26 protein-coding genes are annotated in these 24,318 nt (G+C 45.0%); 16 read left to right on the forward strand and 10 right to left on the reverse strand.

Annotated elements, in window-relative coordinates:
• Positions 1–74: 74 nt before the first annotated feature.
• Positions 75–2,672 (reverse strand): bifunctional aconitate hydratase 2/2-methylisocitrate dehydratase, encoded by a 2,598-nt coding sequence (acnB, locus tag ACP2WE_RS10295; RefSeq protein WP_425215469.1) that lies wholly within the window; start codon positions 2,670–2,672, stop codon positions 75–77.
• Between the two features lie 145 nt (positions 2,673–2,817).
• Positions 2,818–3,489: a hypothetical protein gene (locus tag ACP2WE_RS10300; RefSeq protein ID WP_425215470.1), complete on the reverse strand. Its 672-nt coding sequence runs from the start codon at positions 3,487–3,489 to the stop codon at positions 2,818–2,820.
• 125 nt (positions 3,490–3,614) lie between these two features.
• On the opposite strand from ACP2WE_RS10300, the gene ACP2WE_RS10305 reads away from it, so the two are divergent.
• On the forward strand, positions 3,615–4,031 hold the full coding sequence (locus ACP2WE_RS10305; protein ID WP_425215471.1) for a DUF309 domain-containing protein: 417 nt from the start codon (positions 3,615–3,617) through the stop codon (positions 4,029–4,031).
• Here the strand turns inward: ACP2WE_RS10305 and ACP2WE_RS10310 are convergent.
• The 3 genes from ACP2WE_RS10310 to ACP2WE_RS10320 form a co-directional block, all read right to left on the reverse strand.
• Positions 4,028–5,134, reverse strand: coding sequence for an amino acid ABC transporter substrate-binding protein (locus ACP2WE_RS10310; RefSeq protein ID WP_425215472.1), 1,107 nt, complete (start codon positions 5,132–5,134; stop codon positions 4,028–4,030). The genes ACP2WE_RS10305 and ACP2WE_RS10310 overlap by 4 nt on opposite strands.
• 111 nt (positions 5,135–5,245) lie before the next feature.
• On the reverse strand, positions 5,246–6,025 hold the full coding sequence (gene cysE, locus ACP2WE_RS10315; protein ID WP_425215473.1) for a serine O-acetyltransferase: 780 nt from the start codon (positions 6,023–6,025) through the stop codon (positions 5,246–5,248).
• A gap of 138 nt (positions 6,026–6,163) precedes the next feature.
• The gene (locus ACP2WE_RS10320) at positions 6,164–6,898 is read right to left on the reverse strand and encodes an RDD family protein (RefSeq protein ID WP_425215474.1); all 735 of its coding nucleotides are present in this window, start codon (positions 6,896–6,898) and stop codon (positions 6,164–6,166) included.
• A gap of 122 nt (positions 6,899–7,020) precedes the next feature.
• Here ACP2WE_RS10320 and ACP2WE_RS10325 point away from each other — a divergent pair, with 122 nt between their 5' ends.
• From ACP2WE_RS10325 to yidD, 4 genes are all read left to right on the forward strand, one after another.
• Complete coding sequence (locus tag ACP2WE_RS10325) at positions 7,021–7,287, forward strand: TIGR02450 family Trp-rich protein (RefSeq protein WP_425215475.1); 267 nt, start codon at positions 7,021–7,023, stop codon at positions 7,285–7,287.
• A 255-nt stretch (positions 7,288–7,542) separates the two neighbouring features.
• Entirely contained in the window at positions 7,543–7,761 is a 219-nt protein-coding gene (locus tag ACP2WE_RS10330) for a DUF2839 domain-containing protein (RefSeq protein ID WP_425215476.1), read from the forward strand.
• 30 nt (positions 7,762–7,791) lie between these two features.
• Positions 7,792–8,322 carry a GIY-YIG nuclease family protein gene (locus ACP2WE_RS10335; protein WP_425215477.1) on the forward strand — a complete coding sequence of 177 codons (531 nt, stop codon included), beginning with the start codon at positions 7,792–7,794 and terminating at the stop codon, positions 8,320–8,322.
• 124 nt (positions 8,323–8,446) lie between these two features.
• Positions 8,447–9,076: a membrane protein insertion efficiency factor YidD gene (gene yidD / locus ACP2WE_RS10340; RefSeq protein WP_425215478.1), complete on the forward strand. Its 630-nt coding sequence runs from the start codon at positions 8,447–8,449 to the stop codon at positions 9,074–9,076.
• 38 nt (positions 9,077–9,114) lie between these two features.
• Here yidD and ACP2WE_RS10345 read toward each other — a convergent pair whose 3' ends face one another.
• Positions 9,115–9,654, reverse strand: a complete 540-nt coding sequence (locus tag ACP2WE_RS10345) for a Uma2 family endonuclease (RefSeq protein WP_425215479.1) — start codon at positions 9,652–9,654, stop codon at positions 9,115–9,117.
• Positions 9,655–9,731: 77 nt separating this feature from the next.
• Entirely contained in the window at positions 9,732–10,208 is a 477-nt protein-coding gene (locus tag ACP2WE_RS10350) for a Uma2 family endonuclease (RefSeq protein WP_425215480.1), read from the reverse strand.
• A 408-nt stretch (positions 10,209–10,616) separates the two neighbouring features.
• Between ACP2WE_RS10350 and ACP2WE_RS10355 the strand changes: the two genes are divergently transcribed.
• Positions 10,617–11,315 (forward strand): hypothetical protein, encoded by a 699-nt coding sequence (locus ACP2WE_RS10355; protein WP_425215481.1) that lies wholly within the window; start codon positions 10,617–10,619, stop codon positions 11,313–11,315.
• A 124-nt stretch (positions 11,316–11,439) separates the two neighbouring features.
• Here ACP2WE_RS10355 and ACP2WE_RS10360 read toward each other — a convergent pair whose 3' ends face one another.
• Complete coding sequence (locus ACP2WE_RS10360; RefSeq protein ID WP_425215576.1) at positions 11,440–11,886, reverse strand: nucleoside deaminase; 447 nt, start codon at positions 11,884–11,886, stop codon at positions 11,440–11,442.
• Between the two features lie 129 nt (positions 11,887–12,015).
• Here ACP2WE_RS10360 and ACP2WE_RS10365 point away from each other — a divergent pair, with 129 nt between their 5' ends.
• Entirely contained in the window at positions 12,016–13,359 is a 1,344-nt protein-coding gene (locus ACP2WE_RS10365; RefSeq protein WP_425215482.1) for a glycosyltransferase family 2 protein, read from the forward strand.
• A 354-nt stretch (positions 13,360–13,713) separates the two neighbouring features.
• On the opposite strand, the gene ACP2WE_RS10370 is transcribed toward ACP2WE_RS10365, so the two are convergent.
• The gene (locus ACP2WE_RS10370; protein ID WP_425215483.1) at positions 13,714–13,914 is read right to left on the reverse strand and encodes a hypothetical protein; all 201 of its coding nucleotides are present in this window, start codon (positions 13,912–13,914) and stop codon (positions 13,714–13,716) included.
• Between the two features lie 33 nt (positions 13,915–13,947).
• Here ACP2WE_RS10370 and ACP2WE_RS10375 point away from each other — a divergent pair, with 33 nt between their 5' ends.
• The 6 genes from ACP2WE_RS10375 (at position 13,948) to ACP2WE_RS10400 (ending at position 18,206) form a co-directional block, all read left to right on the forward strand.
• Positions 13,948–14,124 carry a hypothetical protein gene (locus ACP2WE_RS10375; RefSeq protein WP_330484664.1) on the forward strand — a complete coding sequence of 59 codons (177 nt, stop codon included), beginning with the start codon at positions 13,948–13,950 and terminating at the stop codon, positions 14,122–14,124.
• A 70-nt stretch (positions 14,125–14,194) separates the two neighbouring features.
• Positions 14,195–15,238: a tRNA preQ1(34) S-adenosylmethionine ribosyltransferase-isomerase QueA gene (gene queA, locus ACP2WE_RS10380; protein ID WP_425215484.1), complete on the forward strand. Its 1,044-nt coding sequence runs from the start codon at positions 14,195–14,197 to the stop codon at positions 15,236–15,238.
• A 28-nt stretch (positions 15,239–15,266) separates the two neighbouring features.
• Positions 15,267–16,493, forward strand: coding sequence for a glycosyltransferase (locus tag ACP2WE_RS10385; protein WP_425215485.1), 1,227 nt, complete (start codon positions 15,267–15,269; stop codon positions 16,491–16,493).
• Positions 16,494–16,512: 19 nt separating this feature from the next.
• Positions 16,513–16,818: a hypothetical protein gene (locus ACP2WE_RS10390; RefSeq protein ID WP_425215486.1), complete on the forward strand. Its 306-nt coding sequence runs from the start codon at positions 16,513–16,515 to the stop codon at positions 16,816–16,818.
• 44 nt (positions 16,819–16,862) lie between these two features.
• Positions 16,863–17,228, forward strand: a complete 366-nt coding sequence (locus ACP2WE_RS10395) for a hypothetical protein (protein ID WP_425215487.1) — start codon at positions 16,863–16,865, stop codon at positions 17,226–17,228.
• Positions 17,229–17,438: 210 nt separating this feature from the next.
• Positions 17,439–18,206, forward strand: coding sequence for a glycosyltransferase family 2 protein (locus ACP2WE_RS10400; RefSeq protein ID WP_425215488.1), 768 nt, complete (start codon positions 17,439–17,441; stop codon positions 18,204–18,206).
• A gap of 18 nt (positions 18,207–18,224) precedes the next feature.
• Here ACP2WE_RS10400 and ACP2WE_RS10405 read toward each other — a convergent pair whose 3' ends face one another.
• A complete protein-coding gene (locus tag ACP2WE_RS10405; RefSeq protein WP_425215489.1) occupies positions 18,225–19,574 on the reverse strand; it encodes a glycosyltransferase in 1,350 nt (449 codons plus the stop codon).
• Positions 19,575–19,700: 126 nt separating this feature from the next.
• On the opposite strand from ACP2WE_RS10405, the gene ACP2WE_RS10410 reads away from it, so the two are divergent.
• The 3 genes from ACP2WE_RS10410 to ACP2WE_RS10420 all read left to right on the forward strand — a co-directional run bounded on the left by ACP2WE_RS10410 (position 19,701) and on the right by ACP2WE_RS10420 (position 24,294).
• Positions 19,701–20,444, forward strand: coding sequence for an FkbM family methyltransferase (locus ACP2WE_RS10410; RefSeq protein WP_425215490.1), 744 nt, complete (start codon positions 19,701–19,703; stop codon positions 20,442–20,444).
• A gap of 168 nt (positions 20,445–20,612) precedes the next feature.
• Entirely contained in the window at positions 20,613–22,481 is a 1,869-nt protein-coding gene (locus ACP2WE_RS10415; protein ID WP_425215491.1) for a beta strand repeat-containing protein, read from the forward strand.
• Positions 22,482–23,004: 523 nt separating this feature from the next.
• Positions 23,005–24,294 carry a leucine-rich repeat domain-containing protein gene (locus ACP2WE_RS10420; protein WP_425215492.1) on the forward strand — a complete coding sequence of 430 codons (1,290 nt, stop codon included), beginning with the start codon at positions 23,005–23,007 and terminating at the stop codon, positions 24,292–24,294.
• The last annotated feature ends 24 nt before the right edge of the window (positions 24,295–24,318 follow it).

Below are 24,318 nucleotides of genomic sequence, written 5' to 3' on the forward strand. Positions count from 1 at the left end.
TTTTTTGGAGTTGTAAACCCTTTTTAAGAGAAATATTGTAGGAGCCCTTGGTCTAGGGTTTTCCTGACGAGCAATCAGCGTACCCCCATGCCCAAAATGTCCTCAATGCGAGGCATTTGCTCGAGTGGAATTACTCGTCCCTCATCCTCAAACCCTGCAATTTGGTCAAAGTTGAGGTAGCGGTATAGGTCGCTGGCAAAGGGATCGACTTTTTTCGCCACAATGTCCATATACTCCTGCACGGTAGGGACGCGACCGAGTAGGGCGCATACAGCCGAGAGTTCAGCCGAGCCTAGATAGACTCTGGCATCCTTACCCATGCGATTGTTGAAATTGCGGGTTGAGGTGGAAAATACAGTCGTACCGTCACCGACACGGGCTTGATTGCCCATACACAGGCTACATCCAGGAACTTCAGTTCTCGCACCTGCTAAACCAAAGGTGCTGTAAACTCCCTCTTCTTTAAGCTTTTGCTCGTCCATGCGGGTGGGTGGACAAATCCACAGGCGCACTTTTACAGGGGGTTCCTTCTCAAGCACCTTCGCGGAAGCGCGGTAGTGACCGATATTGGTCATGCATGAACCAATGAAGACTTCATCAATGCGATCGCCTGCAACTTCCGACAGTAGCTTAATGTTGTCTGGATCGTTAGGAGCGGCTACGATGGGCTCTTTAATCTCATTAAGGTCAATCTCAATAATCTCAGCGTACTCAGCGTCGGCATCCGCTTCCATGAGTACGGGATTCGCTAACCAAGCTTCCATTTTGGCAACGCGGCGCATAATCGTCTTGGCATCCTGATAGCCCCGTGCCGCCATGTTTTTGAGCAGGGCTACATTGGAACGCAGATATTCCGACACCGTCTCAATACTGAGTTTAATCGTACAACCCGCACAGGAACGTTCTGCCGAAGCATCCGTGAGTTCAAAAGCCTGTTCCACTTTGAGGTCGGGCAATCCCTCAATTTCCATAATGCGGCCTGAAAAGACGTTCTTTTTATTCTTCTTCTCAACGGTGAGCAATCCCTTTTGAATCGCCACATAGGGAATCGCATTCACGACATCCCTAAGGGTGACACCAGGTTGCAGTTCTCCCTTAAAGCGAACCAAGACCGATTCGGGCATATCTAAAGGCATGACACCCAAAGCCGCCGCAAACGCCACCAAGCCAGAGCCACCGGGGAAGGAAATCCCCAGAGGGAATCTGGTATGGGAATCGCCTCCAGTCCCAACTGTATCGGGGAGCAACATGCGATTGAGCCATGAATGGATAATGCCATCGCCTGGGCGAAGTGCGACACCACCACGGGTAGAGAAAAAGTCAGGTAACTCTTTATGGGTCTTGATATCCGTAGGCTTAGGATAGGCTGCGGTATGGCAGAAGCTCTGCATGACGAGATCGGCACTAAAGCCCAAACAAGCGAGTTCTTGCAGTTCATCGCGGGTCATGGGCCCAGTTGTATCTTGGGAACCGACGGTGGTCATCAGTGGTTCGCAGGATGTGCCAGGGCGAACACCTGCAAGACCGCAAGCTTTGCCCACCATTTTTTGCGCAAGCGTGAAGCCTTTGCCTGTATCGGAGGGAGCGGTGGGACGTTGGAAGATTTCACTCGTTGCCAAGCCGATCGCGTGACGGGTTTTATCGGTCAAGCTACGCCCAATGATTAATGGAATCCGTCCGCCTGCTTGGACTTCATCGGCAATAATTTCGGGCGCAAGCGTAAATGTGGCGAGGGTTTCACCCGTTGCACGATCGGTGACCTTACCTTCTTGCGTATGAATCGTAATTACCATGCCCGTTTCGAGCTTGGTGACATCGCAGACGATCGGCAAAGCTCCAGCATCTTCGGCGGTATTGAAGAAAATAGGCGCGATCGCACTGCCTAAAATTACCCCGCCCGCCCGCTTGTTGGGAATACAGGGAATGTCATGACCGATATACCAAAGCACGGAATTGATGGCAGATTTGCGCGAGGAGCCAGTGCCGACCACATCCCCCACATAGGCGATCGGAAAACCTTTTTGTTTGAGTTCGGCGATCGTGGCCAGTCCTTCGGGCATCCGAGAGTCCAGCATACTCAGTGCATGCAATGGAATATCGGGGCGGGAAAATGCCTGAGCCGCAGGTGAGAGATCGTCGGTATTGGTTTCACCTGCAACTTTAAATACGGTGACTGTAATCGTCTCAGGTAGAGGGGGGCGACTGGTAAACCATTCTGCATTTGCCCAAGCATGAATTACTTGCTTGGCATGGGCATTGGTCTCCGATAGCTCTAGCACCTGATGAAAGGCATCAAACACCAAGGTGGTTTTGCTCAAGGCTTTGGCGGCAGCATCACCTAAATTTTCATGGGAAAGTAGATCGACCAAAGTTTGGACATTGTAGCCACCCACCATCGTACCGAGTAGCTCGACAGCCAACTCTGGAGATACTAATGGGGACTGCACCTCACCCTTGGCTATGGCGGTCAACCAGCCAGCTTTAACATAGGCTGCTTTGTCTACCCCAGGTGGAATCCGATCGCGGAGCAAGGCAAGTAAAAATTCTGCTTCATCAGCAGGGGGATTTTGTAATAATTCGCATAATGCTGAAGTTTGGGGGGCAGTTAGTGGCAGTGGAGGAATGCCCAGTTGAGCGCGTTCAGCAACATGGTCGCGGTAGGCTGATAACATAGGTGGCTTAATTCAGGTCTAGGTTCAAATGTCTATCTACATCTTAGATAATTAATTATCATTAATTCGCAGTTAGACTCAAATAAATGTTTATAGCGATCGCTATAATCGCGATCCCCACGCACCTAAATCCTCAAATTCGCGATTAATTAGGCAATTTATCGAGGCAGTGATTGGGTAAAAACGCCGACCAACCATTGTCCAGTTTGACGCGACAACTGACGCTAATCACCTGATCGACCGTGCCGACTTGATTGGCATATTGGGGACGATTGGCATTGACTTGGACGCGATCGCCAACTCGAAACGTTGCTTTTTCTTTAGTCTGACTTTTCGCAGTTGTTTTAACATCAGCGGCAACGCGATCGCTCTTAGCTTCTTTAGATTGCTTGGGGTGAAATGTTAGGGATGCTGCCATTTGCTCGCCAACGGTATAGTTGTGACTGCGCCCTTGAATCAGTTGGAGATTGCCAATTTGCAGGGGTGTAACCAGTTGCACAAATCGCTCGACAGTAATGCCCATAGCTTCGGCAAGCTCTTCAAAGGCGATCGGATAGCTCCAAAAATTATCCCCAACTTGCTCGTTTGCTAGCTCTTGCCATGTGTCAAACAGCTTTCTGTCAAAATCAAGGCTGATTTTTATCTCAGATTCCGCTCTAGGGCTAGCCTCAGCTTGATTTGGACTAGAATTATCGTCAAGCAAAAAGGTCAGCACTTGGATCAGCAGTTGTTGCGCTTGCCGATCGCCCTTGTCAGCCTGCGATCGCAAGTAGTCTTGAATTTGCCTCAATAAATCTGTACTAGTTCTGATTGTCATGAGTTTGCGATATATTCCTGAGCTTCAATGGCTGCTGGTCTAAGTTAAATTCTAAGTTTAAATTCTGAGCTTCGATGCTGAGATTAAATTAAGCTAAGCCAGAATACCGATCTAGAAACAAGCAAATGACCGAAGACATCGCGATCGCTTTTGAACAAGCCGTAGAACAGTTTAACCAGCGAGATTTTTATGCTTGTCATGATACTTTAGAAGCGATCTGGATGGATGCTTTACATCCTGACAAAGCGTTTTATCAAGGTTTGCTACAAGTTGCTGTGGGTTTATATCATTTTGAGAACCACAATTGGCGCGGTGCAACGATCTTATTGGGGGAAGGGATTAGCCGCCTGCGTTACTACTTACCAACTTACGGCACAGTTGAAGTACAGCAAATTTTGACAGAAAGTGCAACGCTTTTAGCTACCTTACAACAAGCAGGAGCCGAAGGCGTTAGTGATTTGTTAAAAAAATTTGAATCTGGCGAACTCAACTTCCCCAAGATTCTTTGCTGCGATCGCGATCGATCGTCCATCAATCCCTAACGGAAGGGAGGTGCATAGATCAGTCCGCCATCGCTCCAGAGTTTGTTGAGTCCGCGTGGCAGGTTAAATTTAGAATCTTTACCCATGTTGCGATCGTAGATTTCACCATAGTTGCCAACATGCTTGATTACCCTTGCGGCAAAATCGTTACTCAAGCCCATATCCTTACCCAAGCTTCCTTCCATACCGAGAAAGCGTTTGATGGGAGCATTACTACTTTTTGCCTGTTCTGCCAGATTTTTGGAGGTGATTCCCAACTCTTCAGCTTCTATCGTGGCATAGACAACCCATTTCACCGTGTCGAACCATTTTGAATCGCCATTGAGTACCGCAGGTGCGAGCGGTTCCTTTGAGATACTTGCCTCTAGCACGACATGATCGTCAGGATTCGGTAACCGCGTGCGACGGCTAACTAGGGCTGAGCGATCGGCGGTAACTGCCGCACACCGACCCGATTGATAGGCAGCAAAGGTGGCATTTACATCTTCAAAAGTAATGGGCTTATAGGAAATATTGCGCTTTCGCATTTGATCGGCAAAGTTTAGCTCTGTGGTTGTACCACTCTGAGCGCAGATCGAGGCATCTTTTAGATCGTCTAAAGATTTGATGTTGCTATCTTTGCGAACCATAACGCCTTGACCGTCATAAAACACCACGGGGGCAAACTCCATCTTGCCTGAGGTATCTCGACTCAGCGTCCAAGTTGTGTTGCGACTGAGCACGTCAATTTCGCCTGTTTGCAAGGCAGTAAATCGCTCTTTAGCATTTAAGTTGCGATACTGTACGGCGTCGGGGTTATCAAACAGGGCCGCTGCGATCGCTTTGCAAACATCGACATCAAGCCCAGAATACTTCCCAGTTTGATCGACAAAACTAAATCCAGGCAGTTCGCCACTGACCCCACAGATCAGTTTTCCTCTAGCCAGCACCACATCAAGACGACTTGCGGAATTGTTACCTGTATTCTGTCCAGACTGATTGGTTGGGGTTTGACCGTTTTGGGGAGGTCGATCTTCACAAGCTGTCAAAACAAATACTGCGATCGAGCTACAAACAGCAAGGGCAAATAGCTTTAGGGAATTTCTCGCAAAAGAAGCAATCATTTTGGTTTGGTTTGAAGATGATCTCTATTTAAACCCAGATTTTAGGCAATTCAGAAAATCTATACCATTTACGACAGTAGGGGCATAGCCCCTACTGAAATCTGCTTATACTTAAATGCCTGCACCCTCATCAAAATCACCGTAGCTAAGATCGGTTCTGTGCAATTTACTTAGCTCCGTTGCATATTCTGCTTGCGAAAAATGGCGAGGACGCACATCTTCAAGCAGTTTAGAATCAATTAGACAGTTGCGAACTGGGCTGAGGCTTTGCTGCTGCAATTGTCGCTCTAACTGTTCGACACGACCGATCAGCGATCGAATCACATCTCCCTCTGGGTCGGGTATGCAATCATGATTGAGCGGGGGCACAACTTGTCCGTGTCTGTGAACGATCCGACCTGGCACACCTACGACAGTGCAGTCGGGGGGAACGCACTTTAATACCACAGAACCAGCCCCAATTCTGACATTGCTGCCAATCTGAATGTTACCAAGCACTTTTGCGCCTGCACCGATTACGACGTTATCGCCCAAAGTCGGGTGGCGTTTGCCTGTCTCTTTACCAGTACCACCGAGGGTTACACCTTGATATAGCAAGACATATTCACCCACGATCGCGGTTTCGCCAACCACAACGCCCATACCATGATCGATAAAAGCACCTTTACCAATGACTGCTCCAGGGTGAATCTCAACCCCTGTAAAGAAGCGAGCCAGTTGTGAAATCGTGCGTGGGATCACTGGAATACCAAAACCTTGTAGCCAATGGGCAAAGCGATAAAACCAGAGGGCATGAAGACCGGGATAGCAAAATAAAACCTCTAACCAATTTCGGGCAGCGGGATCGCGCTCAAAAATGATCTTGAAGTCGGCTCGAAGAGTATCAAACACTTGCTTAAAAATTTTGTGTTGAATAAGTTTGCAATTCAGATCAATGATCGTAGCGGATCTTTCAACCCTTAAGTAACTTTCTAAAGAGATAGTTAGCAATTCTGACGAGAAAGCGAGAAAACAAATGAGAAACTGGAATCATCTGCGGCGACGGGGTCTTCTGACCCGACTTGGGGGGCGCGATCGCTCTTCATCGCCGTAAGCATCTTCTGGGTAACGCGTTTGCTTTTGACTGCGAGGCTGGCTGCGGGTTTGACTGTGGGTTTGACTGCGATTGGAATTGCGGGGCTGATAGTCTAGATCGTCATCGCGTCCGCCATACCGATCTTGATAGAGCTGCGTGGTGCGCTGACCGACTTGACCAAATAACTTAGATAGTTTGCGATCTAGTTCAAACCCTTTTCTAGACATAATTACAATTGTGCCGCCTAAGCGATCGTGCAGCATTTGACGTTTTACGGGATCGGCGATCGCAAAGATGATATCCACCGCTAAAGGCAACCAAGCAAATACGATTAAGGTGGTGGTGAAAGTACTGAGTAAAATCACAAGCCCAAGGAAAATTACAGCCTCGCGTTTGAGCAGATCGACGATCCCAGAAGTTTTGCCGTAGTTCATATCTACAACCCGAATGCTCATCAGCCAGCGCCCAAAACTTTGCCCCTGTGCTTTGCTCGATACCAAGACGCGGAATAAAAACCAAACAGGCGCAAAAATAAAAGTATTCAAAGAGCCATCGTTGTTGTTCCAAATCAATGCCTGAATCAGTTGGCTGAGAAATTCACAGGCGACAAAATCGATCAGGGTCGCACCAATGCGCTGCGGTAACTGGGCGATCGCAAGACGATTGTAGGCGGGGTCAAAGTCCATCATAAAAAGTGCGCTGCTGAATTAGAGTCGCCGATCTGCGGCAAGATATCTATGGGAAGCGATCTCCAAAAGTAAGATTGCCTCAGACTCATATTTTAGTACCCATACCCCCATCAAAAAAGTCAATGTCAAAAAAGCAAAAGTTTCCATACTTAGTTGGTTCTAAGTGGACTGCCATGCAGGAAACTTTCGGTTGGCGGCATTTTATCGTCACCAATCGTAAAAATGAAGGCAATCTAGTCTTTGCCGAACTCAAAGCCGCTTGCGATTGCACGGTAAGTTTTTGGTTAAATGCTAAAGCCTTAAACGAGCGATCGCTCTGGTTGCCCGGCTGGCAAGCTTTAAGCGAGCAACTCCCCCCTAACACAGCAGATCGAGAGGATCTCGCCTAGGCTTCCTAGATCTTGCACATTGACAAATTCTTCCATACTATAAATTTTTGATTGATGATTGTGGGGGTAGGAGCAATCCCCCTGTGGTTGCCCAAATATCTAGGGGTAGACACTAACGCTATAAATACAAAATATTGAGAAATGTAGCGTTGGTATGAGGTTATGGAGAAAAAATTAACTCCTGCCTCTAGAATTGAAAAAATAAGTTGCGAAAACTTGGATCTTTGAAATTGGCAGAAAACTTAGGAAAAAACCATGGGTGAATCAAAGCGTCGCAAAGAAGTTCTCGGAGAAGATTACGGTAAATCAGAGCCCTTAATTTCTTGGATCCCTTTTTGGACAAAGCAAAAAGCAGAACAGTTTGTCACGCTCTCTACCAAAGCTGCTTGGATCGGCATTTTTGTGATGGCGGGTTTGTGGGTAACTATTCGTTTTATCGGCCCCGCATTGGGTTGGTGGCAACTCCTTGACTAAATCAATTCCTACGCCACCCCTTACAACGAAATGAGTATTACAGATTCTATTCCAGCCTTAGCTGAGTTGCCTTTTTTGCCTTACCTAGACGAAGCTGGGGGCATATCGGCAGATTTGGCTGGCAAGATCGGCGTGTATGCGATTTTCGATCGCGATCGCACCCTGCAATATGTGGGCATCTCCCGCGATATTGCGGCAAGTCTAAAACTTCATATGGTGCGCGTGCCCGATCGCTGTCACTGGGTTAAAGTCACCACGGTGACCAAGCCTAGCCGTACCGTTCTCGGCGAAATGCAAGCTACTTGGTTGGGGGACAAAGTCTTAACCTCAGAAGAGCAAGAGCTTTGGGATCAACCCCTAGACTGCAAAAAACAGATGACGGAGGCTGAGAAACAACTCTTGGCTGAAGCGCTCAATGAAGGCGAACAGGAAAAAATTCTCAAAAATGTGGCAAGGCGTTTGGAAGAGGGAATTCTGACGCAGCTCAAGGCGAGGGGTATAGGTTTTGATGTGCGTTTTAACCCTAAGCTCAAAAGTGCAGGGATTTTGGATATCAAGTAATCCTCTGAGGCGGCGGAATGTATGCCGTTGAGAATTGCTTTCAGAACTTCAATCCTAAAAAACGCTTGAAAGATCGAATGTCAGTAGGTGTCAGATCGAAATATTTGATGTAAGGGGCTTGGCAATGCACACAAATCTTCTCGATACTACTGCTAGAAAGATTGCGGTAACTTCTATCGCTGGCTATCAGCGCTATATCTCTCCCCATAAGGGTTTTTCTTGCGCCCATCGAATTTTGCATGGCAGTGAGTCCTGCTCGCAATTTGTGAAGCGGGTAATTATCGAAGAAGGTGTGGTGACGGCAGTCAAGGCTTCACGTCAGCGTTTTCAAGCCTGTAAAGAAGCAAATCAAATTCTTAAAGCCCGTCGCATGGGAATCTGTAAGAAAGTCTCTTTGCAGGTTCCTTCTATGCAAATTCAACCGCCTCAAAATATCTCTTCCGATCCATCCGATCTCCCCGAAGAAATTCCAGAAGGGAATCCTGAAGATATGCCAGAAGTCCCTTTGCAGGGAACCGAAGGGGCAGAGGCTGCCAAAAAGGCTAATGCTTCTAATTCTTCTAATGGCTGTAATGAATGTGGCGATTTGGGTGACTGTTCTTATATAAGTTGCGATGCGATCGACTGTGCCAGTGCAGATTGTTCGGCTTTGGATTGTTCTAGTCTCAATTGCTCGGGCGCAGACTGTTCGGCTTTAGATTGCTCGGGTGCAGATTGCAGTGGTTGTGGAGACTGCGGTAGTTGTAGTTGGTAGTTTGCGGTGGATTTCGAGCTTGAGGATTCGCGATCGCGTTAGCACTCTAACCAACCGAAAATGAGATCGGGGGTTAGTTGCAGTGAAATTTCGTTTAAGACTGTTAGAGGCGTGTCGTCTCTAAGGAGGCGGAGAGGCTGTTCGGGTAGAAAAATCATGACTACTTTTTCTTGGCTGTCGATTAACCAACCCAGTTGAGTTCCTTCCGTAAGGCAATCCTGAATTTTTGTAATTAGTTTTGTCGTACTTTGGTCGGGAGAGAGGATCTCGATCAGCCAGTCTGGGGCACCTTGAATTGGCTCATTACCAGCAGGTATGCGACTTTGGTGAACGATCGCGATATCTGGAACAACGGAGTTTTGGCTCAAGATACAACGGAGTTCTGGAAAAGCTTCATAGGCACTATTCGTATTATCGATCGCACTGACTAAGCGTTTTTGCAACCGACTGTGGTGAAGTGTTGGCATAGGCTTTTGTAAGACTTGACCGTTGAGAAGTTCCCAAGCTGGAGATTCCTCAAGGTTGGGGAGCTTAGTAAACTCATCTAGGGTGACCGATCGCAGAGTTGCTAAAACCATAAGCCTCGTATACACTCCGAAATAAACCCAATCAATTAGATTTTACTATGTTCAGCTAATCAAGCGAACCATTTAAATCATCGTTTGATTTGCTTGGGGAAATCAGGAACTAACAGAGAGTGTGCTAATTCATTTTGGGGGCTAAAGAATTTGATTTCGCCTTGCTCGTTGCACAACCAAACTTCAAGAGCTTGAGCGGCAAAATATAAATTTTTCTTGAACTCCATTTCATCCGAAGTGTTACCAATGGACTTCACTTCTACACAAATTTCTGGTGCGATCGAAGCCGACACTTGCTCTTGAATGATGTCAAATCTTTCCTCTGAGCACCAAACGACATCTGCAACTTTAACCCCATCTGATGTGTCGATCGCGCATTCTGGCATGACTTCTCCAGACTTCAGTAAAGATTCTAATAGACGTTGAATTCTGCCTTGATAAAAAGAATGTTTGATCTTTACTGGACTCATTACTATCTGACCCCATTTATTTAACTCAATTTTGAAGGGTAAATCTTGTAATTGCTTATTGTCACAAACTTCTTCCCATCTCATATCGTTAGTTCCCTAGAGCGATTCATTTAATCCTAACTCATTTCTAAAAACAGATATAGCGATCCGATCTGATTTGTGAGAATAGAAGATGCTTGTAGAGTTCATTTCACAAACTCCCTGTCTCACGAATGACTTAGGATGACTATATCTATGGATGTGTAGCGAACGCACATAAAATGCTACTTTTCTAATAAATTACAATTCATAAAGCATATTTTGCTTGAAAATTTATCGCCTTCATGATAATTTTAGTTTTACTGAGTAGAAAAGTAGAATGTAGCTGCTTTAATTTTTAGGTAATCTAAGTAATTAAAAATCCAAAAGAATATACATGCTTTTGGGGGCTAAATAGCTTCTAGTTTTTCTATATAAGTTCTTGAATCTTTTTTCTGTTAAACCTGTTGAATTGTGCAAATTTCTCTTCCAGAAAACATTACAAAAAATCTACAAAATACTAAAAGCTTTTTTGATGCAAATATTGATACTGCTGCAAATACTGTTAACCAAAATGTTCAGAAAGCTAAAACTGTAGTCTTAGAAAGTACTAACCAGTCTATTGAAGGTATCAATCAAATCACAGAAAATGCAAAAGTAAATCTTACTGAAACTGCTAAAAGTACTCTAGGAAATGTTACAGAAAAAAGTGGTCAACTACTTTATAGTATAACTACTGCAACTAGTACTCTAAAAGACTCTTTACAGGCAGCTATTCAAAAAATTGACAGTCTAAACCAAACATTGTCAGATGGCATACAGGCTTCAATTAATTCATCTTTGAATAGTTGGATTGATGAAAACTCTCAATTGATTTGGTTAATAAATCATCCTCTACAATGTCTTGGCATATTGCTGTTAGGACTATTTCTGTTTTCAGGATTACTAGGAGCAATATCTAAAATAACTGAGAAGTTTTGGCTATTTATTCTGACCTATCCATTTAAGATATTTTCAAACAGTTGGATGTTGATTTCAAAATCTTTACAGAAAGATGATGACAAGAAAAAAACTGAGAATCAGAAACGAGTTACAGTAATTTTAAGGCGCTTAGAATCGATTAGACACGAGCAAACATCATTATCGCAAGAATTAGAGTCTCTTCTCAAATAATTTGCAATGAAATCTTAGATTTGCTTCCTAGAATTATATAGCAATCCAATTGGATACATGAGAGCTTCTTGCCTCTACATTGAGCGTAGGAGCAATTCATGAATTGCCCCTACGCTCAAATCATTTAGGGCTGTTCTACATTTCGCAATTGTTGGAACCATGTTTGGAGCAAATTCTGACAAGAAATTTCGCAGATCCCAGCAATTACAGTCAGGCGATGGAAAGAGACTGGGCTGTCGGGTAAGTTCGCCACGGTACGAATTGCCCCTGTTTTGGGATCGTCCGCGCCATAAATGAGGGTACTGACTCGCGCTTGGATAATCGCCCCCGCACACATGGGGCATGGTTCGAGAGTGACATAGAGACTGCAACCATTCAGATGCCAGTCCTTTAGTTTTTTAGCGGCGGCTCTTATTGCCACAATTTCAGCATGGGCTGTGGGATCGCGATCGCGTTCCTTACGATTTTCCCCGATCCCCACCACTTGATTGCGAGCACTCACTACGATCGCCCCCACAGGAATTTCGCCTGCTGCTCCTGCTTGCTCAGCCAGTGCGATCGCCTGCTGCATCCAAGTTTGGTGTAATCCAAAATCCACTTAGAAAACCCACTTAATTCGATGTGTTTTGAGTAACTGTCAATCTAATCGCAAGATAAGATTATGATTTTACATAGTTCTTAATAATGTATTTAAATTTTGATGGATCAGACAGATTTTGGCAGCAACTTGACTGCTAGGGGTGAGAGGCGCAGGCTAAAGGCGGCGATTGTCGTAATTTTCGTTTACGCCTCGATCGTGTGGCTACATCTGTTGCCTTGGGGTCAATGGCTGATTTTAGGTTTGCTCCTGTTTATGGCAATTCATGGGCTGCGGTTGCTCGTATCTCCGCCTCTGCCCCAGCCTGCTGGTGCGACTACCAACCAGAGTCAAGACCAAGAGTTACCTTTTTTCTCTCTGCTGGTGGCTGCCAAAAATGAGGAGGTTGTGATTGCCAACTTGGTCACCTCCCTCTGTCAACTTGACTACCAGAGCGATCGCTGGGAAGTATGGATTATTGATGACAACAGCAGCGATCGCACCCCCGAGGTTTTAGAAAAACTCAAACAAAAATTCCCACAACTCAAAACCATTCGACGCGGGGCAGATGGCAAAGGTGGAAAGTCGGGTGCTTTAAATCAAGTGTTACCCCTGACCAAAGGCGAAATTATTGGTGTATTTGATGCCGATGCTCAAATTTCTGCCGATTTTTTACATGCCCTCGTGCCGTTATTTCAACGTCCCCGCACGGGGGCCATCCAGTTACGCAAGGCGATCGCCAATGCTGCTCACAATTTTTGGACAAAGGGACAGTCCGCAGAAATGGCGTTGGATATTTTCTTTCAAGATCGGCGCAATCGCGTTGGTGGCATTGGCGAACTGCGGGGCAACGGTCAGTTTGTCAGGCGATCGGCTTTACTGGAGTGTGGTGGTTGGAATGAAGAGACGATTACCGACGACCTAGACCTTACGATTCGCTTGCACCTGCATCAATGGGATATTGGCTGCCTCTCTTTTCCTGCCGTACAGGAAGAGGGGGTAGAGACTTTCATGCAACTGTGGCATCAACGCAATCGTTGGGCGGAAGGTGGATTTCAGCGCTATCTAGACTATTGGTCGGCGATCTTAAACAGCAAAATGGGGTTTGCTAAAATTGCCGATATGTCCATGTTTTTACTGACCCAATATCTTTTACCCACTGCCTTTGTGCCTGACCTGATCGCCGCGATCGCCCTGAAACAACAGCCTTTACTCGCCCCCATTGGTGGGTTTGCTTTAGTCCTATCGACGATTGGGATGGCTTTTGGTATTAAGCGATCGTATCAAGTCTCATGGTTTAGCGCTTTGGTGCAAACCCTGCGCGGCACGATCTATATGCTGCACTGGATTCCTGTGATGGCAAGCGTAACGCTGCGGATGTCGATTCGCCCCAAACGTTTGAAGTGGGTAAAAACCGTGCATCAGGGTATTGGCAATAGTTTGATCTTGGACGAACTAGAGAGCTAGTTCCTGAGTGCAATGCCTACAACCAAAAGTAATTCTTGCAAACGGTAGGCGATCGCTGAATTTGATTCATCTTTCATGGTGAAAATCCCCCCAAAGCAAATATGCCTGAGATATCGGAATCTCAGGCAATCTCAGAAAAACTTGCAAAATTGGCAAATCAATTCAGTGGCATCCTTTTTTAATGGAAAACGACAGAGTGGACTTGACTTTCTAAAAGTCTGAGCAACAATGGATGACTGGCTATGCCGTCTCGATCTAGATGTTTTTAAGCAGGGTCAAAATTTGGTTCAGTTACTACCAATAAAGTATCTGGTCTAACTTTCGATTGAGTAATCTGGTTTGAACGATTTTGACCTAGTTTGTGCGTGCTGAAGCCCCATTTGCGATCACGGTTACAGATTTGTGCTTTTTACTAGGGTTACGGGAAGCATCTATACTTACAACTGTATAAGTCTTAGCGTTGCTTGCCTCAAATTTATCCCCAACGGCTAACGGTGTGTTGTAGTTTAACGTACCGATAAAGCGTTGGTGTAGATCCATCATTAGGTATTGCATAAGAATCCTCTTGGGTTGTTTTTTGATTGAGTTATGTCTTGTCAAGGTGTGCCTAATACAGCAACTTCAGCATTTCACTGTAGCTTTAGCACAGATGGGAAGCTTTTCGCGATCGCGATGATTTATCAAAAGCAAATTCAGCTTGGTACATCTGGACTAGGAGCAAATGCCACCCTCTATATACCACTCGTTAGCAAGTTGCGTATATAAATTTTTATTTTTTTCTATTGAATTTAAATTCAAAAGGTTAGGAAGTGTTAGGAGTGATTACAAATTGCAAATGCCGAATATCGATCATAGCTTAAGTGCCTACGACTACGAACTACCCAGCCATTGCATTGCCCAAAATCCTGCTGTCCCAAGGCATAACTCACGTTTGTTGGCAGTGGATACTGACAAAAACATCCATCATTTTCATTTTTATCAGTTGCCCCAACTCCTAAAATCGGGAGACCTGCTGATTTTTAACAACACGCGGGTGATTCCTGCACGCATGCACGGGCATAAGATTTCAGGTGTACCCGTCGAGATTTTGCTCATGGAGCCAACGGGACATAATCGCTGGTTATCCTTGGTCAAGCCCGGTAAACGCCTACCCGTGGGTAGCACAATTATTTTTAACGAGGAAGTAAAAGCCACGGTTGAAGGGATTGACGAAGCCACAAGGGCAAGAGATCTGCTATTTCATATTCCCGAAGATCAAACCCTGCATCAGATTATTGACCATTTAGGCAAAATTCCTTTTCCACCCTATGTGACGGAATCTCAAGCGGATTCGGAGCAATACCAAACGGTCTATGCCAAGGTTCCTGGGGCGATCGCTGCCCCAACGGCGGGCTTGCACTTCACGGAGCCCCTACTTCAGCAACTAAGTGATATGGGTGTAAACCAAGCCTACATTACCCTGCATGTGGGGTTAGGCACATTTCGACCTGTAGAAACTGAAGATGTCAGAGAGCATAAAATGCATAGTGAGTGGTTTGAGGTGTCTCAAGAAACGATCGCTCTGATCGAAGCCACAAAAGCCAAAGGTGGGCGGGTGATCGGCGTGGGTACGACGGTTGTGAGAGCCATTGAAAGCAGTAATATGCAGCCCTATCAGGGCAAGACCAATCTAATGCTTTACCCAGGTTATGAATGGAAAATCTTGGACGGCTTGATTACCAATTTTCATTTGCCCAAGTCAAGCTTGATGATGCTAGTTGCCTCCCTTTTAGGCGAGGGTGGACGAGAATTTTTGCTTTCTCTCTATCAAGAAGCGATCGCACAGAATTACCGTTTCTACTCCTTTGGCGATGCCATGATGCTGTGGCGCCGCCGATAAATTGTACGGATAAATGATTAAGCACAGCATGAAAATCTTGCATGTCATTCCTTCGGTAGCGGCGGTTCGGGGGGGGCCGAGTCAAGCTGTCCTAGAAATGGTCAAGGCTTTAAATGTCTTGGGGGATGCTTCAGAAGACGAGCGGAAGGTAACTGCTGCGGTGGGACGCATTCGGTACGAAATCGCCACCACCAATGATAATGGCAAGGACTTGCTGAATGTCTCCCTAGAGGATTGGACGGAATATGCAGGCGTGCCGATTCGCTTTTTCCCCCGATTTTCTCCTTCTGTCCATGGGATTCGCGAGTTTGCTTTTTCTAGTTCGTTCACTGCTTGGCTGTGGCAGCATGTCACGGACTACGATTTGCTCCATATTCATGCAATTTTCTCCTATCCTTCCACAATTGCGATGGCGATCGCCCGCATGAAAGGGGTTCCCTACATCAACCGACCGTTGGGGCAATTATGTGCGTGGTCGTTACAGCAAAGTCGATTCAAAAAACAAATTTATTTATCCGCGATCGAACGCTCGAATCTCAAGCATTGCCGAGCTTTACACCTGACATCCTTGCAAGAACAGCAGGAAGTTTCGGCGTTAGGGTTATCGCTACCAAGTTTTATTCTGCCCCACGGAATTTCTATCCCTCCACCGCTGATCGTAGCGCGATCGCAATTACGACAGCTTTTGGGAATTTCCGCAGACACACCGATAATTCTTTTCATGTCGCGGCTTCACGCTAAAAAAGGCTTAAATTACCTGATCCCAGCCCTAGGGAAATGCATGAACCTTACAGAGTATCCCTTTTGGTTTATTTTGGCAGGGCAAGGAGACCCAGCCTATGAAGCCGAGGTGAAAGATTTATTGCGCGAACATGGACTCGATCGCTGCACCCATTGGGCAGGATTTGTGACAGGCGATCGCAAGCAGTTGTTTTTACAGGGTTCCGATCTATTTGCGCTCACCTCCCATTCTGAAAATTTTGGGATTGTGGTTTTAGAGGCAATGGCAGCAGGTTTACCGATCTTGACTACACCAGGGGTAGCCTTAGCCGCTGAAGTCGAGCAGTATCAGCTTGGCATAGTCTCAGCCTTGGATATTGATGGAATTGCGACGGCGATCGCAGATTTCCTAGAGCAACCGCAAGCGTTTAAACAAATGGGCGATCGCGCCAGTCAGTTGGTTGCATCGCAGTATAGTTGGGATACAATAGCGACGAAATTGGCGGAAGTTTATTCGAGAATTCTGACCCCGTGACGCATGAGGCATTTGACTAATGACCCAAACAGCAATTCAAACCGTATTTCAGGTTTTTAAGAAGTATCTTCCTACGCCAGTGTCCAATGCGATCAGAAGCTTTTTTACTGCCACACTCACACCGATTCTATTCAGTTACCGAACAGGGCATTTCAGAAGTAGTTGGAAAATTTCTGCGGTTTCGAGAATAGGAGAAGCACTTCCCTGGTATACCTATCCCTGTATCGATCTCCTCAAACATAGAGATTTTTCTGGAAAAACAGTGTTGGAGTTTGGGGGGGACAATCTTCATTATGGTGGGCGCAACGCGCGAAATCTGTTGTAACCCTTGAAGGCGATAAACAGTGGTACGAAAAGATTAAAGAGAGGATGCCAGCCAATGTCCAACTATTTTTGGTGTCTCTAGACAGTCCATCTGCATGCGTGCAAGAAGTCAATCAAATATTGCAAAATTATCCTGAGTTCGACGTAATTATCATTGACGGTCTCTATCGCTATGAAATGATTGCTATTGCTCGGGCTCTCATGGCAAATGATGGTGTGATTATCTGTGATAATGCGGAAGGCTATGGATTTCAAGAAGGTTTCAAAGAGAGTGGGATGAGTCGAGTTGACTTCTTTGGAAATGCGCCAGGCGTTATTTTGCCACACTGTACATCTCTATTTTTCAAAGAACAGTGTTTTTTGCTGTCATCAAAGTATGCCATTCCAACGATCGCGAAAGAAGACAAGTAAGAAACCCACATATTCTAATTCTGACCCTATGGCTATCCCATTTCATCCCTCTCTCTATTTATACCAATTTCTCTTGAAATTGCGACAGATCGGGTTTTGTGTTCCGCACGGAGCGCGGTCTTTTCAAAAAGATGCGTTGCATCACTTTTTGAAAATGGTATTAAATAGTTATACTGGAATCCCTTTGGCTTAGGGGGAGTCGAAAAAGCAATGATAGAAACAGTTACGCCCCTCATTCTCACCTATAACGAAGAAGCAAACATTCAACGGGTTTTGCAGCGTTTGACTTGGGCAAAACAGATTCTTATGTTAGACAGCTTTAGCGACGATCGCACCTTAGAAATCGCAGCAACTTTCCCACAGGTATCAATCTTACAGAGAAGATTTGATTGTGCCGCCAACCAATGCAACTATGGGCTGGAACAAATTCAATCAGAGTGGGTGTTGTCCCTTGATGCTGACTATGTACTGAGTGATGCTCTCATTCAAGAGATCCAGACCTTAGTGGATAGTCCTCTGGTTGATGCCTATCAGGTTAATTTTAAATACTGCGTGCAGGGGAAGATGCTTAGGGGAACGCTGCTTCCGCCTCGCACAGTTCTCTATCGCCGTGCTAAAGCAAGCTATTACACAGACGGACATACACAGCGAGTTCGCATTGAGGGAACTTCTGCAATGCTAAAAGGAGTGATTTATCATGACGATCGCAAGTCGCTCAGTCGGTGGTTGCAATCTCAAGATCGCTATATGATTTTGGAGGCGAAGAAGCTCTTAAGCACTGCCGATCGCGAATTAAGCTGGAGCGATCGCCTGCGCAAACGTAAGCTCTTTGCTCCCTTTTTAGTCTTCTTTTATTGCTTACTGTTCAAGGGAGGTATCCTAGATGGTTGGGCAGGTTGGTACTATGCCTTTCAACGCACCATCGCTGAGCTTTGGCTAGCGATTTATCTCATAGATCTCGAGCATTTGATTGAATAGGGCTCTTAGCCCACTCTCTCAGGTTCCAGTAATCTGAAAGACTTTTTCCAGTAAGATTTTTGAGCCATAGTCCCAGTTAAATTTTTGTTGGGCTAACTCCCAAGCTCTCTGTTTCATTGCCTCTAGCTTCTCAGGATTGGCGAGTAATGGATTGAGTAGATTGGCTAATGCTTTTTCGTCTTGATTGGGGAACAAGAAACCGCAACCAGAAGCTTCTACGAATAATTGTCGGTGGGCGATTGTATCCGTTAGAGCTAAAGCCAAACCTGCCATCATTCCTGTAAACACTTTATTCCCGATCGCCATTTGATAAAACAGTTCTTGGCTGGGTTGGCTACCCAGGGCAATGTCGTGTTCGGATGCTAACCTCACCATATCGAGGGGCGAAGCTGTCGGCAAAATCTCTAGAAATTCCGATACATTTAAAGTTTTTGCAAGATTTTGGAGATAGTCTATATATTCAGCTCTAGGATTTCCTCGCAATACCAACTTAATGGGTTTGCATAGGTATGGCATGGCCTTTAATACTTGATCCGCGCAAGCATGGGTACCTATGGTTTGACCAAACCAGTAAATACTCAACGTTTGTTTAGGCGATCGCAATTGAGGCGCTAAAATACCAAGACTTTCTTGAAGTCTTGGGGTGTTGTATAAAACGAGCGGTTGTGACTGCAAATGATTGGTACGTTCGAGCCGCTCTGCGGCTACCTGTGACATGGTAGAAATAAACGCACAGTGTTTTGTATAACGCCGTTCTAGATGAAGCATTAACTCTACGGGTTCGGCAGAGCAATCTGCGAGTAAATCTTCGGCATCAAAGGCAAACTTGCTCTTGTTTTTATGAGCCGCCCAAGCTGCTGCCGCGATCGCAAAATGTTGATGGGCAATATACAGATCGGCTGACTCTTGGGCTGCCAGTTTTGCGAGTTCGGGATTTGCATATCCGCAAGCATAACGGATTAAATTTTCAGTAGGGAAAAGCTTCACGAGTTTTGCACTCAAAAAACGGCGAACGCGCACAAAATGCCAATGAAGGCGCTTGCTCATCTCTGAGCCTAAAAAATCAACATAGGTTATACCAATTTCTCTTGAATTTGTGGCAGATCGGGTTTTGGGTTCCGCGCAGAGCGCGGTCTTTTCAAAAAGATGCGTTGCATCACTTTTTGAAAATGGTATTAATTGCCACGCAGCATCAGCGATGGTTTCGCGATCGGCCTCGAGCCATTTGGACGCAAATCTAGCGCTGACAACACTGACCCGATATCCTGCGGCATGGAGGGCAGTGGCATTTCTGACGAGACGCGGACTCGCCCCGATATGCCCAGGTGTAATCAAACAAATTTTTGCTTTTTGTTGTAGTGCTGTCACGGTTTTTATCATTTTATTGCTGATATTTCATACCCTTGCCCTATGTTTCATGCTACTTGCTTGAGAGAAATGCAACGAAGACAGAGAGCAGTATGATTTTCTCATTCTTTTAAATTGCATAATGCCATGAATTTCTCTGGAATCCCAAATCAATCCCTATTAGGTAAAATCTTACGTCTTCCATTACGGCTTCTCCCTGCCAATCTGATTGTGCCCATCTTACAGGGAAAACTAAGAGGGCAAAAGTGGATAACGGGCTCTAGCAATCATGGATGCTGGCTTGGAAGCTATGAGTTAGACAAACGATTGCTAATTGAGCAAACTATACAAGAAGGCAAGGTTTTTATTGACTTGGGCGCTCATGTTGGATTTTACACACTTCTAGCCTCTAAATTGGTTGGGGAACATGGCAAGGTTTTTGCATTTGAACCCGTACCAAGCAACTTGCAATATCTACGGCGACATTTGCAAATCAATCAAGTGGATAATGTCAAGGTGCTTGCGATCGCAGTTTCTGATTCTAATGGAAGCGCCAACTTTGAGCCATCTAAAGGTAGCAGTCAAGGATACCTATCTAACCAAGGTGGACTCATGGTTGAAACCGCTAGCCTCGATCGCTTGATTGCAGATGGCATTCTACCAAATCCAGACTATATCAAAATGGATGTAGAAGGGGCGGAAGCTTCAATATTATCAGGAGCTAAGTCTATGCTCGCAGAGGTGCATCCAACGATTTTCTTGGCTACCCATGGCGAAGAAGTCAAAGAACAATGCTTAACGATTTTACGATCTTTAAACTATCAACTCACCGCGATCGGTGGTTCTAACTTAGAGAAAGCCGATGAAATCCTCGCGACATACAGTTCCTAAAACTCGGAAAAAGGACTCTTGAAATCCTTGGGGAAATAAACTACCCAATCAGTAGGAAATTTGCTTGAAGGGACTTTAGGAAAGAATACGAAAGTGACTGAATGTTTCAGAGTGTATAAGGGTATAATCTGACAATATCCTTTATTCGGTTGGGATCGAGGGGCTCTTATGGCAACAGTGAATGGAACATCTGGAAATGATACGTTTAGGTTAGGAACAAACCCTGCATTGTTTCAATATCAACCTGGAGACATTTTGGTTGGAGGAGCAGGGAATGATAGCTATCTGTTACAAGACACGGCAACAATTGTTAAGGAGTTGAATGGAGGTGGTTTTGACACAGTCTTTTGGAATGGAGCTGCTGGTAGCACTTATACTGCGACCCCTTTCGTCGATCGCGTAGTTTTGCAGGGCACAGCCAACACAAATGCTACCGCCAGTTACACTGGGACTACCTTGCAAGGGAATGCAGGCAATAACATTCTTACGGGTAGTGCGGGTAATGATATCTTTTACGACTTTGATGGTGGTACGGATGTCTTTCAAGGTGGCAATGGTAACGATACCTACTTTATAAATCACACAGGCATTTCGGTTTTTGAAACGGCTGGTGGTGGGAACGATTCGATACGTGCCTATGTATCTGTCGATCTTTCGGTTACAGATGCTGAAATCGAGACAATCGTGCTTGATAATGCCGCAGGAGCCGCAGATATTACAGGTAGTTCTTCTAACAACGTCATTACTGGGAATAGTTCCGTTAATAATTTGTTGGGGGGAGGTGGCAATGATACCCTAGATGGCGGCAGCGATAGTGTCGCTGACATTATGGATGGAGGAAATGGTAGCGACACCTACAACGTTCGTCCTGGGCAATTTGACACGATCGTCGATACTGGAGTCTCTGGAACTGATACCATCATTGCGGCGATCGCTCCAGGTGACACAATTGATATTGGCACGGCTCAATATCAGGGCATTGAGAATGTGACCTTAGGTGGAAACCTGACTGGTCCTGGCAGCAACAACGGGGCTCCCAATAGCAACGTCACTGGCAATGCTGCGGTGAACGTACTGAAGGGAAATGGTGGAGATAACATTATTACTGCTGTGGGAGCAGGGGATACCCTGTTTGGCTTGGCTGGAGACGATACCTTTGTAATCAATAATGCTTCTGTTCAAATCTTTGAAAATGCAGGTGTTGGCTGGGGAATTGATACTATCCAATCTTCAGTTTCCTTTAACCTTCAATATGCTAGTAACGTTGAGAACCTCACGCTTACAGGGGCTAGCAATATTGATGGGCAAGGGAACGGTTCTAGTAATGTAATTACAGGAAACTCAGGCAATAACTTGCTGACAGCAAGTACGGGTGCGGCGGATGGTCAGGCTGATACGCTTCAAGGTGCTGGAGGTAATGATACCTACTATGTCTACGAAGACTTCAACTTAGACATAGTGATTGATACAGTGGGAACGAACACAATATACGCCTTTAGTAACTATGATATGGGCGGTACAACTGCCGATCTAGTGGATATTCGTTTGCAGGGAACTAACATCATTGCTGGTGGCACTAGTGCGATCAATACTATTTCTGGAAACGCTCAAAACAATACCCTGAGAGGCTATGGAGGCAATGACAAGATTTTTGGAGGAGCAGGCAATGACACCATTGATGGGGGGACAGGCAACGATATCCTCTCTGGAAATAATTTAGGAGCAACCAGCGCAACCGAACAAGATACGATAACTGGTGGTATTGGAGCCGATACATTTGTGCTTGGCTTTGGTAGCAATGTTTTCTACCTAGGTGGTGGAGCCAACGACTTTACAGCGGTTCAAGACTTTAACCCCACATCAGAGGGCGATCGCATTCAGCTAGCAGGTGGACCCAGTGCCGCTTACACGCTCAATAATTTGGGTGGTGGCAGCTATGACCTCTTGCGTACCACTGGCGCAGACCTGATTGCCAAGATTACGGTTACAGATGGTTCCACACTGACACTTTCTTCGAGCTTCTTTGTTGCAGGCTAACGAGAGAGACTATATTTAAAGTTCAAACATCCCTCTTCTCAACCAGAGGGATTTTTTTATGGTTCCATTGTTGTGATAATAAATAACCTGAGTTCGGGTTAAGGATTTCGGAACAAATCAAGCCGACTTGCTGGAACCGAGAGGTTTGATCCCCCTGCCCTATCGGGCATCCCCCTTGAAAAAGGGGGACAAGTGAATTCTCCCCCCTTTTTTCAAGGGGGGCTGGGGGGGATCCTTGGGATGTATAGCGTTTCAGGTTTTCTTATCCCGAACTGACGTTAAATAGAACTTCTATTCCATCGACAATTTCCCCCAACCTGTCGCAAAAATTGCCGAAGGTCGCTCCTTCAAATCCCCCCAGATCGTGTGACCCATTCAAACAGACGAAGGTTATGTTAAGGATGAATTAAATATAATTTTTGATTAATTTTCCTGAGATAAAAGTGGTAGTGTGGAGTGGATCGCTGGTGGTTGCGATGCATACAATTACCTTGTAAACAACGCAACTTTGAATAGGTAAACCATGAAAAGATTTTTAACGCTGATAGCCGATAGAAAATTTATTTGGGTAAGAACTCTTTTTATAGGTGTTTTTGTTGCTCTGATGATTGCGATCGGGATTTCTGTTCCTTCGCCTTCTGTGGCTCAAACAAGGCGGCAGGTTAGTGACTTCAATAGCTTTGCCGATCTATGCCTGAATAAAGAAAGCCTTCCCGGAGTTACTAGACATACCGTTTATTATCTTCTTTTTAACATGCACAATAATGATTGCATTATGGCTGGGAAAGAGCTTGGAGAGAGAGAATATATTTACCGTGAAGAAATTAATACTGATGGAGGACTAAGACAATTCTTCTCTCCTCCTCCAATTTCAGATATTAGTCCTTTGAGATTTGCTCCCAATTTAACTGAATTAACATTGTCAGGAGCTTATATTGTCGATTTAAGCCCACTTAAATTCTTGCCTAAGCTTACGGATCTTACTTTTTTCCCAAGTGAATATGGGCTGAGTGCGATTGATTTTAATATTAACGAGCTAAACGCATTAGATCCTCTCACCAATCTAACTCGACTTGTATTTAGTACTAGACTAATTTCCGATATAAGTCCTCTTAAATCTCATACTAAATTAACCACACTGAAGTTCTCAAGCAATAGTTTAGTATCTGACATTAGTTCTCTTGAGTCTTTAACCAACCTCAAGGAACTCTTTATTAAAGAGTCTAGAGTGTCTGACTTGAGTCCATTACAATCTCTTACAAAGCTTTCAACTCTTAATCTGAGTTGCACCCTAATTAATAATATTGAGCCACTTAAATCTCTAATTAATTTGGAATATCTTGCTCTAAACAGTGCCCCTATCAAAAATATTTTCCCACTGGGTTCTTTATCAAAACTCAAGGGTCTTAGTATTACTAGGCTAAATTCTCACCCTGACATTACAGCACTTCAAACTTTAACCAATTTAAGGAATCTTTATCTTGGGAGTTCAGAAGTGACTGATATAAGTCCATTGAGATCGCTTACAAAGTTAGTTTCTCTCGATTTGACTGGTAATAAGGTGTCAGATGTTAGTCCGCTTCAGTCTTTAGCTAATCTAGAATATTTATCTCTTGCTCATAACCCAGTTGTAGATATTACTCCACTTCTATTCTTACCAAAGCTCAAACGTCTTGTTCTTGATAGTAGTCAGATTGCAAACATCAAACCACCCTATTCCCAGCACAATAAAATCATTCAAAACTATAACATGAATGAAGGGATAGTTCCTATTGAGATTCCTCCTCAACTTAGTGATTGTGGAAAACTATAACCAGTCAAAACATAACTCGACAAG

The sequence above is a fragment of the Tumidithrix helvetica PCC 7403 genome (assembly GCF_965232925.1).
Lineage (GTDB): Bacteria > Cyanobacteriota > Cyanobacteriia > Pseudanabaenales > Pseudanabaenaceae > Tumidithrix > Tumidithrix helvetica.